Source organism: Gordonia amicalis (genome assembly GCF_022059885.1).
GTDB lineage: Bacteria > Actinomycetota > Actinomycetes > Mycobacteriales > Mycobacteriaceae > Gordonia > Gordonia amicalis.
Map to the genome: position 1 here is coordinate 2,270,857 of NZ_CP091855.1, position 17,230 is coordinate 2,288,086.

A 17,230-nucleotide genomic window follows, 5' to 3' on the forward strand; every position below is an offset into this window, starting at 1 on the left:
CCGTTTCGATGTCGATCTTCTGGGCTGCCTGCCGCGTACGGCAGACCGTGGTCGGGACCGCCTCAGGCGGACCCGAGGTCCTTGTCGTGCGCCTCGATGGCCGCGCGCGCCGCCGCGGTGTCGGGCCGCTTGGTGACGACCCAGTCCTCGATGACACGCTGTGCTCCCGCCGAGACCGCGAGGGCTCCCGGCGGTACATTTTGCCGCACGACGGTTCCGGCGCCGGTGTATGCCCCGTCGCCGATGGTCACCGGGGCGACGAACATGTTGTCCGAACCGGTGCGGCAGTGGTCGCCGATCACGGTGCGGTGCTTGTTCACGCCGTCGTAGTTGACGAAGACGCTCGACGCCCCGATGTTGGAGTGTTCGCCGATGGTCGCGTCGCCGACATAGGTGAGGTGCGGGACCTTCGAGCCGTCGCCGATCGTGGCGTTCTTCGTCTCGACGAAGGTGCCGATCTTGCCCGCGACGCCGAGCACGGTGCCCGGTCGCAGGTAGGCGAACGGACCGACGGAGGCGTCGCCGCCGATGACGGCGTCGCTGCCATGGGTGCGGATGACGTGCGCGCCTTCGCCGACCGTCACGTCGGTCAGTGTGGTGTCGGGCCCGACGACCGCGTCGGCGGCGATGTGGGTGCGGCCGTACAGCTGTGTGCCGGGTTCGATCCGCGCATCCGCCTCGATCGTCACGTCGACGTCGATCCAGGTGGTCGCCGGGTCGACGACGGTGACACCGTCGATCTGGTGGCGGCGGACGATGCGGCGGTTGAGCTCGGCCCCGAGGTCGGCGAGCTGGGCGCGGTCGTTGCAGCCGGCGACGAGGACGGGATCGGCGACGGTGAAACCGCGGACCGCCTGACCGGCGTCGCGGGCGATCTCCACGATGTCGGTGAGGTAGAACTCGCCCTGGACGTTGTCGGTGGACAGCTTCGAGAGCGCGTCCCGCAGCGCGGCGGCATCGACCGCGTAGACACCCGCGTTGACCTCGGTGATCGCGCGCTGCTCGGCGGTCGCGTCCTTGTGCTCGACGATCGCGCGGACCGAGTCGTCGTCGGCGCGAATGATGCGTCCGTAACCGGTCGGGTCGTCGGCGATGAAGCTGGTCAGTGTGACCGCGGCACCGCCGTCGGCGGTGTGGGTGGCGATGAGACCGCGCAGGGTGTCAGCGTCGAGGAGCGGGACGTCGGCGGCGGTGACGACGACCGTGCCGTCGAAGTCGGCGGGAAGACCGGTCAAACCGACGCGGGCGGCGTCGCCGGTGCCGCGCGGCAGGTCCTGCTCGGCGATCGCGATCTCACGACCCAGTTGGCCGGCGAGGTCGGCGACGGCGGCGGAGACCCGTTCCCGTTCATGGCTGACCACCACGACGAGATGATCGGGGTCGAGGTCCGATGTGCCGTGCAGGGCGTGGCCGAGGAGGGATCGGCCGCCGATCGTGTGGAGGATTTTGGGGGTCTTGGACTTCATGCGGGTACCGGCACCCGCGGCCAGCACGATCACGGCCACAGATGACGACGTTCCCGACATCGAATGCCCACCCTCTTCCTTCATCGGTGTTCACGTCGGGTGCGATCCTACGCACCGGTAGAACCGTGCAATAACGCGCCGCACCGATTTTCGGTGGATACGGGCTCCGACGTGATGCACCACACGTCCTCCGACCGCACCTGATAGAACACAAGGGACCGTCTCACCCGAGCGATCGACCGGCGCCCCCGGCGCTCGGTGTCGATGCGCAGGCGGGGAGCGGACGACATACGTGCGCCGGGCGTCCCGGTGCGCACACCGACCAACGGAGGTATGAATGAGCACGCAGAAGACCGCGATCGTCACCGGCGCGGCACGGGGCATCGGTGCTGCCGTGGCCAAGCGACTCGCCGACGACGGCCTGGCCGTCGCCGTCCTGGACCTCGACGCCGATGCCTGCGCCGACACCGTGAAGGCCATCACCGACAAGGGCGGCAAGGCGCTGGCCGTCGGCGCGAACGTCGCCGACGAGGCGTCGGTGCAGGCCGCCGTCGAGAAGGTCGCGAATGAGCTCGGTGCGCCGACCGTCGTCGTCAACAACGCCGGCATCACCCGCGACAACCTGCTGTTCAAGATGACCGTCGACGACTGGGACGCGGTCATGGCCGTCCACCTGCGCGGTGCTTTCAACGTCACCAAGGCCGCGCAGAAGTACATGGTCGACGCCGGCTGGGGCCGTGTCGTGAACCTGTCGAGCACCTCGGCTCTCGGCAACCGCGGTCAGGTCAACTACTCGGCCGCCAAGGCCGGCATGCAGGGCTTCACCAAGACCCTGGCCATCGAGCTCGGCAAGTTCGGCGTCACCGCCAACGCCATCGCCCCCGGTTTCATCGAGACCGAGATGACCGCCGCCACCGCCGAGCGCATCGGTGTCCCGTTCGAGGACTTCAAGAAGGCCTCGGCCGCCCAGATCCCGGTGAACCGCGTCGGCGTCCCCGAGGACATCGCCCACACCGCGTCGTTCTTCATCAGCGAGGGTGCGGGCTTCGTCTCGGGTCAGGTCGTCTACGTCGCCGGCGGCCCGAAGGACTGACTCGACTGACAGACTTCGTCTCGACTCCTGGACTTCGATCGAAGTCCAGGAGTCGAGACGAAGTCGACCGGTGGCGTCACGTCGTCGCCGGAGCGCTGTGGCACAATCGTCAGCGCAGTATTCCCCCATGGTGTAATCGGCAACACTTCTGATTTTGGTTCAGGCATTCCAGGTTCGAGTCCTGGTGGGGGAGCAACGGTAAACTCGCTGGTAGCAGCCGGTTTCAGCGGCTCCGACATCCGCACGCGCTCAGCGCGTTCTGCCTCATCCCTCTTGTTGCCGTGGCGTGCTGTGCCGCGTTGGCCGGCACGAATAAGACCCTCCTGGGATAGCCCAGGACGGTCGGTTGCCTGACGCGATGCCGCGTGGAAAAACGTGGGGAGGAATACCGCCTATGCCTGAGGGGCAGAAACCGCCATGTTTCGGTGGCGGAGCTACCCCATGTTTCGGTGGTGGAGCGAAATCTGCCGTTCCTCAGAGCGGCAGCCAGGACGGCCACCAGTCGGGCTTGCCTCCGTTACACCAGATCTCGGTCATGGTGTCGGGGTCGTAGTTCCACGCGACCGCTCCCCAGACGACCAGGCACGCCGCCACGAGTGCGACGGCGGGTGCGAGATAGGAGACCGGGGTTCGGGCAAGCATCGTCAGGATGTAACCGGCGCTCGACGCCGCGAGTGCGACCACTGCGGTCGCCGGGATGACGAAGAACCACACATATGGGCCGTCGGCCGGGCCGGGGCCGGTCTGGGGTTCGCAAGCGGCGTACAGCCGGCCCTGGATCCACACCGCCGCGAAAGCTGCGGCGACGCTCAGCGCGAGACACCAGACGGGGCCGAGCCGCCGGAGCCACGTCACGGGGTGCCGTACTTCAGGTTGATGTCGGGTGTGGTGTCCGGGGCGACGGACTTCTCCCGTGCCATCTGGTCGATCATCTCGGTGACCCCGGTCGCGAACTCGTCCTCGGTCATGTCGTCGCCGTACCGTTCCCACATCTCGACACCCCAGGATGTGGCGATGTCGTCGCCGCGGCTCGTGCCGCCGACCCCGGGGACCGGGAGATTCTGCGCGTCTAGGAGCGTCTGCCCGTCGAAGCCGGCTGCGCGTCCGACGTAGCCGTAGTGCATGTTCGACCACATGTCGTAGTAGACGGATCGGCCGGTCCCGGGCTCCTCGAAGTTGAGGTCGCCGTCGTAATCGCCCTCGGCGACACCCCATTCCTTGCGGATGAACGGCTTGTGGTCCCAGGGTCTGCCCGTGGCGACGCGTTCGAACCAGGACGCGAAGGCCGTGTTGCGGGCATCGGTGCCGCAGCCGAAGTCGGCGAACCAGTGCCACCAGTGCTTCGGGTTCGCGGCCAGTTCTGCCATGCCGTCGGCATAGTCGTTGTTGCGCTTCATCGCCGCGACCCGGTCGGAGTGGGCGTTGCGCATGAACTCCTCGTACATCCAGCGCAGGATCTCGTTGAAGCGTCGCTCGCTCGGGTTGGTGGTGCTGTTCGCGATGCCTTCGAACTCGATCTTCATCGATCCGCGGATATCCGAGAGTGACTGTTGCACTTGACGGTCGGCGGTTGCTGGGTTCCGAGGTCACAGAGACCGCGGGCGATTGCCTGCAAGGGCTCCGGGTAGAAGGATTCCAGCTGACCTCGGGTCGGAGTCAACGGGCCGGAGCCTTCCAGTCGCCGGTGGCTCGCTCGTATGCGTCCGCGAGGCCGACGGCCGCGTCGTCATCGGAGTGCGCGAACTGGATGGCCACGGCGTTCATCGCCTTGCTCACCTCGTGCAGACGTTCGGTGACGGCAGCGCACATCGTGGTATGCACGTCCCTCGCGATCCCGGTTGCCTCGACGACCGACGCCAGCGAACCCTGCTGACCGATCCCGAAGGGCAGTAGCTGCGTCAATGGAACCCCCGTCACCGACAGCGAACCGGACTCCTGCGACAGCCCCTCGAGGGTGCTCGACAACCCGTGCAGGATGTCGAGATCTGCCTTCATCGTCATGTTTCCCCCTGGTCGCTCGTGAGACCGCGCCCAACATGTGCCCGGTCCTGCAGCACCGGCGCGACTTCGTCGAAGAAGCGGTCGAGTCCGCCGGGCACGATGTCGTCGTCGACGGACTACGGACCCTGGCCCGGGTCACCGTGGCCGACGAACTCGTCATCACCAGCGTCACCCACGACTTCGACCATCGCCTGCAATCGCACGAACTTCGCCGCCGCAGCCGCACTGCATCCCGAGGCGCCGCGGACCCCGATGCCGTTGGAACGCAGGGTTTCCTACGGCGGTACTGAGCCCTCGCCGTTGTTGTCGGCGGGTTAGGTGTTCGGGTCGCCAGCCCTTCGAGGCTCGTCGCTTGCGCTCCTCGCACCTCAGGGCGCAGGGGTTCGTAGCGCCTGAAAGGAGCGAAGGGGCCTCGCACCTCGGGGAGAGGGGTCGCACCGCTGGGAGCAGGGGGTTCCCCGCACCTCAGGGGGCGGGGGTGTTCTAGGTGTACTGACCCGCCAGGTTGGGTACGCGGTCGGCGGGTGAGTCGCCTCTGAGTGCGGTGTGGCCGCGTTCGTGATTGTAGATGCGCAGGAACTCGTCGAAGGCGGCCACGCGTTCGGTCTCGCTGTTGTAGGGGCGGGCGTAGGCCCATTCCTCTTGCAGTGTGCGGTTGAATCGTTCCACCTTGCCGTTGGTTTGCGGCCGGTACGGTCGTGTCCATTTGTGTTTGATCCCGTTGTCGGCCAATCGTTTCCGGAACATTCTGGACCGGTAACAGGACCCGTTGTCGGTCATCACCCGTGTGGTCGTGACGCCGATCGAGGCAAAGTGGGCCAAGGCACGCGTCATGAACGCGGTCGCGGTTTCCTTCTTCTCATCAGCGAGGATCTCCGAATAGGCGTATCGGGAGTGATCATCGACGGCGTGGTGCAGGTAGGCGTATCCCAGGTTGGGGCGGCCATGCACGGTGCGGGGCCGGGACGGATCGCGATGGGCACTGGAATTGCGGCCGCCTCGGGCGCGGCCGTGCACGCGGTGCCCACCACCGTCGGGGATCCTGCCCAGCTTCTTGATGTCGACGTGGATCAAGTCCCCGGCAGCTTCGCGTTCATACCGGCGAACCTCACGTCGTCGTGCACGCACCGGTGCTCCGGTGGCCGGGTCGGTCCACGACAACCGCACACACTGGTACCGGGTGAGGATGCGGTGGACTGTGGACACGTTCAACCCCAGGTGGAACCCGATCCGAGCTGGTCCCCAACGGCGCGACACGCGTAACCCCACCACCCGTCGTTCCCGGCGACGGGTGGTGCGATGCGGGCATGAGCGGGGCCGGCTTGAGCGGTCAACCATCCCTGCGGGCCCGTGGTCGCGGTAGCGGTCGGCCCACCGTTTGGCCGTGGTCACCGAGACATTGAAACGGTCCGCGGCACGCCGCAGCGGCCACCCATCCTCGACAACACACCGAGCCAGACGCAGCCGGCCAGTCGGGGACAACGGTGAATTACGGTGAGACATGAAGACCTCCGGGTTGAGGAGCGGTTCTTAGACAGCTCCACACCTCACTCGGAGGTCTTCCCTATGTCACGCCGACTCGCCGAACCCCGTACCTAACGTCCCGGGTCAGTACATCTAGGCGATGAACCCCTCCGCCTTCAGCCAGTCGTAGGCGACGTCGGCGGGGTCCTCGCCGTCGATGTCGATGCGGCCGTTGAGTTCCTGCATCACCGCGTCGGTGAGCTTCGCCGACACCGGCGCCATCAGCTCGGCGATCTGGGGTGCTTCCTTGTTGAGTCTCGTGCTCAAGACCACGCAACCGCTGTACGGCAGGAAGAACTTCCGGTCGTCGGTGAGCACCGTGAGATCGAGGTTCTTGATCCGGCCGTCGGTGGAGTACACCATGCCGAAGTTGCAGGGTGTACTGCGTGCCGTCGAGGTGTAGACGACACCGGAGTCCATGGTCGTGACGTTGTCCTTCGGCACGCCGTCGGGCTCCCCCAGAGGGATGTCATATGCCTTCAGCATCGGGATCAAACCGTCGGCACGACTCAGGAACTCGTCGTTGACGCAGAACGTCCGCTCCGACACCGGCAGTTTCGCGATGTCCGACATCGTCGTCACGTCGAGACGTTTCGCCGTCGGCGCCGACGCCGCGAATGCGTAGGTGTTGTTGAAGGCGGCCGGCGGAAGCCATTCGGCTCCATTGGCGCGATCGGCGTCGCGGACGCGTTGCCACAGCTCGTTCGGGTCGGAGATGGTCTCGGTCTCGCCGAGGTAGGTCTGCCAGGCGGTTCCCGTGTACTCCCACAGGATGTCGGCGTCGCCGTTGAGGAGTGCCTGGCGCGACGACATGGAACCCGGTGCGTTCGTCAGATCCTTGACGGCCGCCCCCGCCGCGCCGAGATAGGTCGCGGTGATCTTGCCCAGCAGAACGGACTCACTGAAGTTCTTCGACGTCACCCGGATCTCGGTGCCCGCCAAGGGCGTCGACCCGTCGGCCAGGAACGCCTCGCGGAATGTGCCCGACGAGCTGACCAACCCACAACCGGCGACCATGATCATGAGTATCGCCGAAACGGAGGACAGGGCAGTCTTTCTCATGAGACCCCCCGCGGTGTCGCGGCCAGTTCGACGAGTCGTCCGAGCCAGTCGATCGTCATCGCCAGCAGCGCGACGAGGACCGCGCCGGCGACGAGAAGTTTCGGTAGGAACAGGGTGATACCGGTCGTGATGAGCGTGCCGAGGCTCGTCGCGCCGATGAACGTACTCAGCGTCGCGGTGCCGACCAGGATGACCAGCGCGGTGCGCACGCCGTTCAAGATGACGGGGACCGCGAGTGGTAACTCGACCTGGAAGAGTGTGCGCACTCCGGACAATCCGATTCCGCGTGCCGCCTCGACCGTCCGCTGATCGACCTGTCGCAGACCGACGATCGTGTTCTGCAGGATCGGCAGCACCGCGTAGACGACGAGACCGACGACCGCCGTGTTGAATCCGGTGCCGAGCCAGAACGTGAACAGCACGAGCAGGCCGATCGCCGGAGCCGCCTGCCCGATGTTGGCGATGTTGATCGCAATCGGGTTGAGCCACTTCAGAGATGGGCGAGTCAGGGCGATCCCGAGCGGGATGGCGATACACACGACGATCACGGTCGCCACGAGCGTGAGCTCAATGTGATCGAGGATCGTCGACCGCAATGCCGGCCACGACATCGATGCACTCTCGGTCTCGGTGAATGTCGTGCGCTGATACCAGATCACGAATCCGACGCCGATGACGATGATGACCAGCGGTTCGAACCAGACGTCGACGGGGACCTTCGCGAGCCGTCGTCGGAAACCGCCCCGGGGTGGCTGAACAGTCTCTTCGGCGGCAGCGGTGACCCGCGCGGATTCGTCGGCGACCGCGGTCATCGTTCGGCGCTCGGCTCGGGTGCCGCGACTGCCTCGGCGCCGGCGGGCGACGACTCGTCGTCGGCTGCGACGACCGGGGTCTCGACGGGTGCGGACCCCTCGGTGTGGTCGACGTAGCCGAGGTGGTCGTCGTCGCGGACATCCGCGAGTTGCCCGCGGATCGCCTCCATCACCGACGCGATGTTCAGTGCGCCGATCACCGCGCCCCGGCCGTCGGTGACGAGGACGCCGCCCTGGCTGGTCGCGAGCATCGAGTCGAGTGCGTCGTTGAGCGTCGAGGACTGTGCGACGACCGGCAGCCGCGGGTCGAGATAATCGGACACCTCGGGTTTGGCGGCGACCTCGTCGACGGAGGGCCAGGCGCGTGGGCGCCCGTGTTCGTCGACGACGACCAGCCAATCCTCACCGGCCGCTCTGGCCCGGTTGACGACACCGCCGGACGGTTCGCCGACACGCGCGGTGACCACCTGTTTGATCTCGACGTCGCGTACGCGGGTGAGGGTCAGGTGGGCCAGTGTCGCACCCGAACCGACGAATTCCTCGACGAACGGGCTGGCGGGGTTGGCGAGGATCTCTTCCGGCGGGGCGAACTGTTCGATGTGCCCGCCCTCGGAGAGGATCAGGACCTTGTCGCCGAGTTTGGTGGCCTCTTCGAAGTCGTGGGTGACGATGACGATCGTCTTGCCGAGTTCGTGCTGGATGGCGATCAGCTTGTCCTGCAGGCGTGCTCGCGTGATGGGGTCGACGGCGCCGAACGGCTCGTCCATCAGCAGGACGGGCGGGTCGGCGGCGAGGGCCCGTGCCACGCCGACACGCTGCTGCTGGCCACCGGACATGTCCTTGGGCAGACGGTCGGCGAACGTCGCGGCGTCGAGTCCGACCAGGTCCATCAGGTATTCGGTCCGCTCGGCGATACGCTTATTGTCCCACTTGAGGATTCGCGGGATGGTGCCGATGTTCTTGCTCACCGACCAGTGCGGGAAGAGTCCGCCGGACTGGATCACGTAACCGATGGACTGCCGCAACCGATCCGGGTTCTCCGCGGTCACATCTCGGCCGCCGATGTAGATACGTCCCTCGGTGGGCTCGATGAGCCGGTTGATCATCTTGAGGGTCGTGGTCTTGCCGCAGCCCGACGGGCCGACGAAGGCGACGATGTCACCGGCTTCGATCTCCAGGTCGAGTCGGGCGACCGCGGGCTTGGTCTGGCCCCGATAACGCTTGACGACGCCTTCGAGCCGGATCGATTCGCCGGTGACGACGCGGTCCGTCGCGCCGGACGACGGTTGGCGGGCCGGGGATTTCGACGACGGGACGGTGGTGGAGTCGGTCATGAGAGTCCCTTGGAGATGGTGAGTCGGCCGAGTAGTACCAGGAGAGCATCGAAGACGAGCGCGATGATGACGATGAGAATGGTTCCGGCCAGCGCAGATTCGAGGGCGTTGGCGCCGCCGAGTCGGGCGAGGCCGTTGAAGATGAGCGATCCGAGACCCGGGCCGAGGACGTAGGCGACGATCGCCGCGACGCCGACGATCATCTGCGTGGACACGCGGATTCCGGTCAGGATCACCGGCCACGCGATCGGCAACTCGACCGTCAGCAGGATGCGCCAGCGCGAAAGGCCGATGCCGCGGGCGGATTCGACGACCGAGGACGGAACCGAGCGTAAGCCGACCACCGCGTTGCCGATCACCGGCAGCATCGCGAAGAACGCGAGCATCAGGAAGGACGGTGTCACACCGAGTCCGAACGGGACGATCAACAGTGCGAGCAGGGCCAGCGACGGAATCGTCAGTGCCACACGACTAGACGTGAGAGTGAGTGCGGACGCCAGCGGAAGCCGGTAGACCAGCGCGGCGACCGCGATGGCGACCAGGGTGCCGACCAGCACGGTCTGAAACGACAGTGACGCGTGCTGATAGGTCAAGAACGTGAGGGAGCGAGCATTGTCGCCGATGTAATCCCACAATTGCACGGTTGTGTTCCCATCCCCGGTGGTGAATCCGACATTACGCATCGTCGAGTGACGGTGGCTACATTTGGTGGATCGCGCGCGTCATCACACTCACGGCGGGCGAACCACCCTCCACTGTTTGCGCCGTATGCGGAGTCGGCACGATTCCGCGCACATCGGGAACCGATGACCACCCGGACGGTGTCATCCTGGAAGGGTGAGTGAGAGCGCCCCAGTCGATACGACAACCACCAGCACCGGGATCGATCCCGACGACGACCAGGCACTCCTGGCGGAGGCCGTCCGTTCGTGGACGCGGATCGCCGCCTGGGTGCTCAGCATCGGCGGGGTGATCGGGTTCGTGGCGTCGTTCGTGCTGACGGTCGAGCGCTTCGAACTCGCCGCCGACCCCGACTACGTGCCGACGTGCAACTTCAATCCGGTGCTGAGCTGCGGTTCGGTGATGGCCAAGCCGCAGGCCGCGCTGTTCGGCTTCCCGAACCCGCTGCTCGGTATCGCCGGGTTCGCGGTGGTGATCACCACCGGTGTGGCGATCTTCGCGGGCGCACGCCTGGCGGGCTGGTACTGGGCCGGTCTGCAGGTGGGCGTGACCGCGGCGATGGCCTTCATCTGCTGGCTGATCTACTCGAGCCTGTACTCGATCGGCGCGCTGTGCCCGTACTGCATGGTGGTGTGGGCGGTGACGCTGCCGATCTTCGTCTTCGTCAGCGTGCGCAACGCCCACGCGAGCGGACTGACCTCGCGGTCGGGTGTCGCGCTCGCGGTGGCGCGCAGTCATGCCCTGATCCTGGTGCTCGCCGTGACGCTGGTCGTCGTGCTCATCGCGGTGCGGTTCTGGTCGTACTGGTCGAGCCTGTACTAACCGTTCGGGGGCGAATCGGGAGCGGGAGTTCATGCAACATTCGTGATTCGACGGCGTCTCGTCCTAGGCTTGGCGCATGGCGATCGGACGTCCGGCGGAGGGTTCGGCCGAGGTGCAGCGGGCACCGCGGGCGCGGATGACCGGCGCCCAGCGGCGGCTGCAACTGATCGAGGTGGCGCGCGGACTGTTCGCGGAACGCGGATACGAGGGCACGTCGATCGAGGAGATCGCGCAACGCGCCGGCGTTTCCAAGCCGATCGTCTACGAGCACTTCGGCGGTAAGGAAGGCCTCTACGCGGTCGTCGTCGACCGTGAGATGGAAACCCTGCTGGAGATGGTGACGGCATCGCTGTCGAAGAACCGGTCGCTGTACCGCATCCAGCAGGTCGCCCTCGCGTTGCTCACCTACATGGAGGAACGCACGGACGGTTTCCGCATCCTGGTGCGCGGCGACAGCACCGCGTCGACCGGCGAGACGGCCACCTACTCGAGTCTTCTCAACGACGCGGTGAGTCAGGTCGAGCACATCCTGGCCGGCGACTTCGAGCGCCGCGGCTTCGACCCCGCACTCGCCCCGCTCTACGCGCAGGCCCTGGTGGGCATGGTGTCGTCGACCGCCCAGTGGTGGCTCGACGTCCGTGAGCCGTCGAAGGAGGTCGTGGCCGCCCACCTGGTGAATCTGTGCTGGAACGGACTCACACGCCTCGACCCGTCGCCGGCGCTCGTCGGTCCCGACTACGTCGAACCGCTCGAGCGCACCACCGCCGAGGACAGTTGAGTCCCGGCGCCCGGGCCGACGTCTGAACGACGGTCAGGCCAGCACCAGACTCCGCTTCGAGAGTCCCATCCAGAATCCGTCGATCACCTGATCCGGCCGCTGTTCGGCATCGTCGCTGGCGCCGAATGCGACGAACAGCGGCGCGAAGTGTTCGACCGTGGGGTGGGCATACGGCATGCCGGGCGCGGTCTGACGGAACCTGATGAGCGACTCCACATCTCCGGCGGTGAACCGCTCGGCGGCCCACGCGTCGAACTCGGCCGACCAGCTCGGCGGGGTGGCCTCCGGGCGCCAGTCGCGCAGGAACGGCAGGCCGTGGGTGGTGAATCCGGACCCGATGACGAGCACACCCTCGTCGCGCAGCGGCTTGAGTCGACGGCCGAGTTCGAGCAGCCGCTCGGGGTCGAGAGTCGGTAGTGAGATCTGCAGTACCGGGATGTCTGCCTCGGGATACATGACCGTCATCGGCACGTACGCGCCGTGGTCGAGGCGGCGGGTGGGGTCGTGGGCGATCGGTTCGCCGTCGGGCATCATCGCGGCGACCCGGCGGGCCAGGTCAGGGGCACCTGGCGACCGGTACTGGACGCGGTAGTACTTCTCGGGGAACCCGCCGAAGTCGTAGGTCAGCGGTGTCCGTGAATCGGTGGAGCCGATGGTGAGGGGTGCGGCCTCCCAGTGCGCGGAGACGATGAGGATCGCTGTCGGCCGGCCGAGTCCGCGGGCGAGTGTCTTCAGCTGTTGGACCCAGGTGGGGCTGTCGACGAGGGGTGGGGCGCCGTGGGACAGGAACAGTGCGGGTTGACGCGTGGGGGAGGTCGAGCCGGTCATTCCTCTACTAACCGGACTATGGTCCGCTTTGTTCCGCGGCCGCGCGGCGGTCCGTTTCCGTGCCGCCGGGTGGGCGCCCGGCGTGGCCAGCGCGCCTCCCGTCGCGGGCGGGCGATAACGTTCCAGACATCTCCGGCCGCGCGGCGGCCCAGAGGGAAAGGAACTCCCGGCGCGTGGAGACAGTCGGCATCTACCTCGTGGTCATCTTCGGATGTGGATTTCTCGCGCGGTTGATTCGCCTGCCCACTCTCGTCGGGTACCTGGCGGCCGGGTTCATCCTGCACGCGCCGGGGATCGAACAGTTGCCGATCATCGACACCCTCGCCGAACTGGGCGTGACGATCCTGCTGTTCACCATCGGTCTCAAGCTGGACCTCCGGATGCTGTTCCGGCGCGAGGTCTTGCTCACCACCGCTCTCAATCTCGCGGTCATCCTGGGTCTCACCACCGGCTTCCTCGGACTGCTCTCGACGATCGGTGTCCGGATGCTGATGGGCGAGAGCTGGCAGACGCTCGCTCTCCTCGGCTTCGCGTCGTCGTTCTCGAGCACCGTGTTCGTGGTCCAGGTGCTCGACGAGCGCTCGGAGTCGCGCTCCCTCTACGGCCGCATCGCGATCGGCATCCTCGTCCTGCAGGACGTCGTCGCCGTCGCCTATCTCACGGCGATGAGCGGTGAGCCGCCCAGTCCGTGGGCGTTCGCACTGGTGCTGCTGATTCCCGGTGCATGGGTCGTCCGGCGACTGTGGAACCGGCTGGGGCACGGCGAATTGCAGACACTCTTCGGTGTGACCATGGCACTCGTGCCGGGGTACTGGCTGTTCGAATCCGTCGGCATCAAGGGCGATTTCGGTGCGATGGTCATCGGCGTGCTCCTGGCCTCGCATCCGCGGGCGTCGGAGCTGTCACGCACGCTGTTCGGGCTTCGTGAACTGCTGCTGGTGGGCTTCTTCGTCTCGATCGGCCTGCACGTCACGCCGACTCTCGACACCGTTGTCCTCGGGCTGCTCCTCGTGGTCCTCCTGCCCCTCGAGGCGGCGCTGTTCACCTTCATGCTGGCCATGTTCGGCCTGCGTCGGCGCACCTCGATCCTCGCCGGACTCGCCCTGGCCAACTTCTCCGAGTTCGGGCTCATCGTCATCTCCACCGGCGTGGACGCGGACCTCGTCGACGACGACTGGCTCGTGGTCACCTCGGTCGCGGTCGCCGCGAGTTTCGTGTTCTCCACGCTCGTCAACCGCCGCGGGTCCCGATGGGTGAGCCGGCTCTCGGCGTACGTCCCGACGCCGGCCGCCGCGCGTGCCCATCCCGAGGACGCGACGATCGACCTCGCACCCGCCCGGGCGGTCGTCTTCGGACTCGGACGGGTGGGCAGTTCGGTCTACAACCGACTCGTCGACGAGTACGGGCTGAGCGTCGTCGGAGTGGAGAACGACCCCCTGAAGGTGGTCGACCTCCGTGCGCGCGGACTGCGGGTGATCGAGGCCGACGCGACCGAGACGGGGTTCTGGGAACGGTGCGAAGGGGTCTCCGACCTCGACATCCTCGTCTTCGCCATGCCGTTCCACGGCTCCAATCTGGTGGCCCTCGATCGGGTGGAGGAGAGAGAGTTCGCCGGCACCATCGCAGTCGTCGCCCAGTACGACGACGAACGCGACGAACTGCTCAGTCGGGGTGCCGACGTGGCCTTCCACATCTACGAGGGGACCGGCGTGGGTCTGGCCGACGCCGCTGCCGAGGCCGCCGGCCTCGACCGGTGACGCCGCTACCGGTCGCGTGACTCCCAGATGTCCTTCTGCATGTAGACGCAATCGATCCATTGGCCGGCCTTGTGGCCGATGGCACGCAGGCGGCCGGCCTCGGTGAACCCGAACCGCGAATGCAGAGCGATCGACCCGTCCCCGCCGGTGGCGGCGATCACCGCGACGATCTGGCGGACGTTCTCGGGGTTCGCACGATCGAGCATCCCGGCCATCAGCGCTGATCCGACGCCGCGGCCGCCGAAGCCGGGCCGGACGTAGATGGAGTCCTCGGTGGACCGGTCGTACGCCGGCATCCCGCGGAACGTGCCCAGGTAGGCGTAGCCGACGGTCTGTTCCGTAACGGACTCGTCGAACGCGCGGGCCACCACGAACGGCCGGCCGGCCGCGGTGATCGCGGCGTGCTTGGCGTGCCACTGCTCGAGCGTGGGGACGACGTAGTCGAAGGTCGCGACGGTGTGCTGCACGTAGTGCGCATAGATCTCGGCGACCGCGTCGAGGTCGTCGACCGTCGCGTCGTCGACGACGATCTGCCGCACCTCGTCTGAGTGGGAACCGTGCATTCCGACGAGGATATCGGCGAGCCCGACCCGGGGTGTGACGGCGCACCTACGACCAGTGGTAGTAGAGGCGGTAGATTGGCTACCGTGCGCGCGGCCTCCGATTCCGACTACCAGGGAGTGCATCCCTGGTGGTCGGTCGCTGCCGCAATCGTGTCGGCGGCGCTGGGCGTCGGCGCCCACGGACTGGCGGCGGGCGGGGGCACTCCGACGCCGTCGCACGCGGTTCTGCTTCTCGCGATCAGTGCCGGGCTGGGCTGGGTCCTGAACGCCGGGCTCGCCGACCGCGTCCGCGGTCGCGCATCTGCCGCGCTCTCGGTCGGATCGGCACTCGCCACCGCGCAACTCTTCGGGCACCTCGCCATGAGATCCGGCGATCACCACGCGCCGGTGGACGCGGTGACACCCGGCCCGACCATGCTCCTCTGCCACCTCGCGGCGCTCGCCGCCGCAGCGGTGTTGCTGGTCGGCGCCGAGGAGTGCTCGCGACGGGTCGGTTCGCGGATCATCGCCGCGATCTCGGGGGAGCGGTCGATCCCTCCCCGGGCCGTCCTCGTCGTCGCGGCGGCCGACGCCATACCGCTCACACCGACTCGGCTGTCGGGGAATCCGACGCGCGGCCCACCCATCGCGGTGCGCTGACCCATCCTTCCTCCTTCCCGCCGCGGCCCGTGGACCGCCGGCGGTGATCCGCGCACCACAAAAGGTGAAAAAATCATGTTCTCAACAACTTTCGTTCCCTCGTCCGTTCGTCGGCCGCTGGCGGTCCTGGCCATGGCGACGCTCCCGATCACCCTGCTCGCCGCATGTTCGTCGGACGACGACGCCACCACGCAGGCACAATCGGTGACCATCAGCGATCAATGGGTGAAGTCGGCCGACACCGGGATGACCGCGGCCTTCGGCACCGTCGCCAACACGTCCGGAACCGAGGTCACCCTCACCGGCGGTACCACCGAGGTGGCCGGGCGCGTCGAGGTGCACGAGATGGCGCCGTCCGATGGCGGCGGCATGGTGATGCGACCCATCGAGGGCGGTCTCGACATCGGCCCCGAACAGACGGTCGAGCTCAGGCCGGGCGGCAACCACATCATGCTGATGGACCTGCGGCAACCGATCAAGGCCGGCGACACCGTCACGCTGACACTGCGATTCGGCGACGGCTCGACGCGCGAGTTCGTGGCACGTGCCCGTGATTTCAACGGGGCACGAGAGGACTACGCACCGGGCCACGGCGCGCCCGCCGCCGGCACCGATGGCTGAGTCCGGGGGCGGCGGCCCCGCGCTGAGGCGCCGCACCCTGTTCGTGGGTGCGGCCGGACTCGCCGGGCTCGGCGTGGGTGTGAAGGCGGTCACCGCCCACGCCTCCGACGAGGCGCCGACCCATGGACGTGACGTGGTCGAGTTCTACGGGGACCACCAGGCCGGTGTGACGACGCCGCCACCCGCGCACGTGAACTATGTGGGCCTCGACCTCGTGTCGTCGGGCGGCGAACGCGACATGCAGGCGGCTCTCGCCGGCGTGCTGCAGGTGTGGACCGAGGACGCAGCCCGCCTCACCGCGGGTGATCCGGCTCTCGCCGACAGCGAACCGGACCTCGCCCGGCTGCCCGCCCGGCTCACCGTGACCGTGGGCCTGGGGCCCGGTGCGTTCACCGGCACGGGACTGGAAAATCGCCGGCCGCGCTGGCTGCATCCGTTGCCGCGATACGTCATCGACCGGCTCGACCAGCGACGCTGGGGGCAGACCGATGTGCTGCTCCAGATCTGCGCCGACGACCCGATCACGATCGCCCACGCGACCCGCGTGCTCACCGCGAATGTCGCGGGCCGTGTGCGTCTGAGATGGGTGCAGCGGGGTTTCCGCAACGCCCGCGGGACGCAGGACGAGTCCGTGACGATGAGGAATCTGATGGGTCAGGTCGACGGGACGGTCAATCTGGGACCGGCCGATCACGACAGTCTCGTCTGGGACGACGGTGCCGAGCAGCCCTGGTTCGCCGGCGGCACGTCGATGGTGCTCCGGCGGATCGCGATGAACCTCGACACGTGGCAGGAGCTCGATCCGCGGGACCAGGAACTCTCGGTCGGCCGCAGGATCGCCGACGGGGCGCCCCTGAGCGGCGGGACCGAACACGACGACCCGGACTTCGAGGCGGTCGTCGACGGACTCCCCGCCATCCCGGCGTCGTCGCATATCGCGCGGGCTCGCCGCCGCAGCGAGGTGGAGCGTTTCCTCCGGCGCGGATACAACTACGACGACCCGCCGGAACCCGATGCCGCAGGCAACGTCCCGACCTCGAACAGCGGCCTCCTGTTCGCCGCCTTCCAGCGCGACGTCGACGCGCAGTACGCGCCGGTCCAGGCGCGGCTGGCCGAACACGACGCGCTGAACCGGTGGACGACGCCCATCGGATCGGCGGTCTACGCCATCCTTCCCGGGGCACGTCGAGGGGAGGTGCTGGGGGCGGGCCTGGTCCGCTGATCCACCGGATGACCGGGCGCGGAGCGC

General features: G+C 67.4%; 18 protein-coding genes, 1 tRNA gene and 1 pseudogene. 9 read left to right on the forward strand and 11 right to left on the reverse strand.

Going from position 1 to position 17,230, the window contains the following annotated elements; translation table 11 throughout:
- Nucleotides 1-62: 62 nt before the first annotated feature.
- Nucleotides 63-1,526: a bifunctional UDP-N-acetylglucosamine diphosphorylase/glucosamine-1-phosphate N-acetyltransferase GlmU gene (glmU, locus tag IHQ52_RS10470; protein WP_040004824.1), complete on the reverse strand. Its 1,464-nt coding sequence runs from the start codon at nt 1,524-1,526 to the stop codon at nt 63-65.
- A 277-nt stretch (nt 1,527-1,803) separates the two neighbouring features.
- Between glmU and IHQ52_RS10475 the strand changes: the two genes are divergently transcribed.
- Nucleotides 1,804-2,559: an SDR family oxidoreductase gene (locus tag IHQ52_RS10475; protein ID WP_006437026.1), complete on the forward strand. Its 756-nt coding sequence runs from the start codon at nt 1,804-1,806 to the stop codon at nt 2,557-2,559.
- Between the two features lie 121 nt (nt 2,560-2,680).
- Nucleotides 2,681-2,752 (forward strand) — tRNA-Gln (locus IHQ52_RS10480).
- 281 nt (nt 2,753-3,033) lie between these two features.
- On the opposite strand, the gene IHQ52_RS10485 is transcribed toward IHQ52_RS10480, so the two are convergent.
- The 3 genes from IHQ52_RS10485 to IHQ52_RS10495 form a co-directional block, all read right to left on the reverse strand.
- Nucleotides 3,034-3,414, reverse strand: a complete 381-nt coding sequence (locus tag IHQ52_RS10485; protein WP_006437025.1) for a hypothetical protein — start codon at nt 3,412-3,414, stop codon at nt 3,034-3,036.
- Nucleotides 3,411-4,082 (reverse strand): polymorphic toxin type 44 domain-containing protein, encoded by a 672-nt coding sequence (locus IHQ52_RS10490; RefSeq protein WP_006437024.1) that lies wholly within the window; start codon nt 4,080-4,082, stop codon nt 3,411-3,413. Before IHQ52_RS10490 ends, IHQ52_RS10485 begins: the two co-directional genes overlap by 4 nt.
- A 133-nt stretch (nt 4,083-4,215) precedes the next feature.
- A complete protein-coding gene (locus IHQ52_RS10495) occupies nt 4,216-4,560 on the reverse strand; it encodes a hypothetical protein (RefSeq protein WP_006437023.1) in 345 nt (114 codons plus the stop codon).
- Between the two features lie 104 nt (nt 4,561-4,664).
- Between IHQ52_RS10495 and IHQ52_RS10500 the strand changes: the two are divergent.
- Nucleotides 4,665-4,850, forward strand: a pseudogene (locus IHQ52_RS10500) (hypothetical protein); the annotation flags it as partial.
- A 193-nt stretch (nt 4,851-5,043) separates the two neighbouring features.
- On the opposite strand, the gene IHQ52_RS10505 reads toward IHQ52_RS10500, so the two are convergent.
- The 5 genes from IHQ52_RS10505 to IHQ52_RS10525 form a co-directional block, all read right to left on the reverse strand.
- Complete coding sequence (locus tag IHQ52_RS10505) at nt 5,044-6,063, reverse strand: IS481 family transposase (RefSeq protein ID WP_238063993.1); 1,020 nt, start codon at nt 6,061-6,063, stop codon at nt 5,044-5,046.
- 114 nt (nt 6,064-6,177) lie between these two features.
- On the reverse strand, nt 6,178-7,146 hold the full coding sequence (locus IHQ52_RS10510) for a glycine betaine ABC transporter substrate-binding protein (protein ID WP_191834844.1): 969 nt from the start codon (nt 7,144-7,146) through the stop codon (nt 6,178-6,180).
- Complete coding sequence (locus IHQ52_RS10515; RefSeq protein WP_191834845.1) at nt 7,143-7,958, reverse strand: ABC transporter permease; 816 nt, start codon at nt 7,956-7,958, stop codon at nt 7,143-7,145. The genes IHQ52_RS10510 and IHQ52_RS10515 overlap by 4 nt, the downstream gene beginning before the upstream one ends.
- Entirely contained in the window at nt 7,955-9,292 is a 1,338-nt protein-coding gene (locus IHQ52_RS10520) for an ATP-binding cassette domain-containing protein (protein WP_191834846.1), read from the reverse strand. Before IHQ52_RS10520 ends, IHQ52_RS10515 begins: the two co-directional genes overlap by 4 nt.
- Nucleotides 9,289-9,933, reverse strand: coding sequence for an ABC transporter permease (locus tag IHQ52_RS10525; protein ID WP_024497817.1), 645 nt, complete (start codon nt 9,931-9,933; stop codon nt 9,289-9,291). The genes IHQ52_RS10520 and IHQ52_RS10525 overlap by 4 nt, the downstream gene beginning before the upstream one ends.
- Nucleotides 9,934-10,129: 196 nt before the next feature.
- On the opposite strand from IHQ52_RS10525, the gene IHQ52_RS10530 reads away from it, so the two are divergent.
- Both IHQ52_RS10530 and IHQ52_RS10535 read left to right on the forward strand, forming a co-directional pair.
- On the forward strand, nt 10,130-10,795 hold the full coding sequence (locus IHQ52_RS10530) for a vitamin K epoxide reductase family protein (RefSeq protein WP_096273626.1): 666 nt from the start codon (nt 10,130-10,132) through the stop codon (nt 10,793-10,795).
- Nucleotides 10,796-10,871: 76 nt separating this feature from the next.
- A complete protein-coding gene (locus tag IHQ52_RS10535) occupies nt 10,872-11,573 on the forward strand; it encodes a TetR/AcrR family transcriptional regulator (protein WP_006434314.1) in 702 nt (233 codons plus the stop codon).
- A gap of 33 nt (nt 11,574-11,606) precedes the next feature.
- On the opposite strand, the gene IHQ52_RS10540 is transcribed toward IHQ52_RS10535, so the two are convergent.
- Nucleotides 11,607-12,401: a dioxygenase family protein gene (locus IHQ52_RS10540; protein WP_191834847.1), complete on the reverse strand. Its 795-nt coding sequence runs from the start codon at nt 12,399-12,401 to the stop codon at nt 11,607-11,609.
- A 173-nt stretch (nt 12,402-12,574) separates the two neighbouring features.
- Between IHQ52_RS10540 and IHQ52_RS10545 the strand changes: the two genes are divergently transcribed.
- Nucleotides 12,575-14,158: a cation:proton antiporter family protein gene (locus IHQ52_RS10545; protein WP_191834848.1), complete on the forward strand. Its 1,584-nt coding sequence runs from the start codon at nt 12,575-12,577 to the stop codon at nt 14,156-14,158.
- A 5-nt stretch (nt 14,159-14,163) separates the two neighbouring features.
- On the opposite strand, the gene IHQ52_RS10550 is transcribed toward IHQ52_RS10545, so the two are convergent.
- Complete coding sequence (locus IHQ52_RS10550) at nt 14,164-14,721, reverse strand: GNAT family N-acetyltransferase (RefSeq protein ID WP_191834849.1); 558 nt, start codon at nt 14,719-14,721, stop codon at nt 14,164-14,166.
- A gap of 84 nt (nt 14,722-14,805) precedes the next feature.
- Between IHQ52_RS10550 and IHQ52_RS10555 the strand changes: the two genes are divergently transcribed.
- From IHQ52_RS10555 to IHQ52_RS10565, 3 genes are all read left to right on the forward strand, one after another.
- Complete coding sequence (locus IHQ52_RS10555) at nt 14,806-15,360, forward strand: hypothetical protein (protein ID WP_024497812.1); 555 nt, start codon at nt 14,806-14,808, stop codon at nt 15,358-15,360.
- Between the two features lie 75 nt (nt 15,361-15,435).
- Nucleotides 15,436-15,981 (forward strand): copper chaperone PCu(A)C, encoded by a 546-nt coding sequence (locus tag IHQ52_RS10560; RefSeq protein ID WP_024497811.1) that lies wholly within the window; start codon nt 15,436-15,438, stop codon nt 15,979-15,981.
- The gene (locus IHQ52_RS10565; protein WP_024497810.1) at nt 15,974-17,203 is read left to right on the forward strand and encodes a Dyp-type peroxidase; all 1,230 of its coding nucleotides are present in this window, start codon (nt 15,974-15,976) and stop codon (nt 17,201-17,203) included. Before IHQ52_RS10560 ends, IHQ52_RS10565 begins: the two co-directional genes overlap by 8 nt.
- Nucleotides 17,204-17,230: the final 27 nt, after the last annotated feature.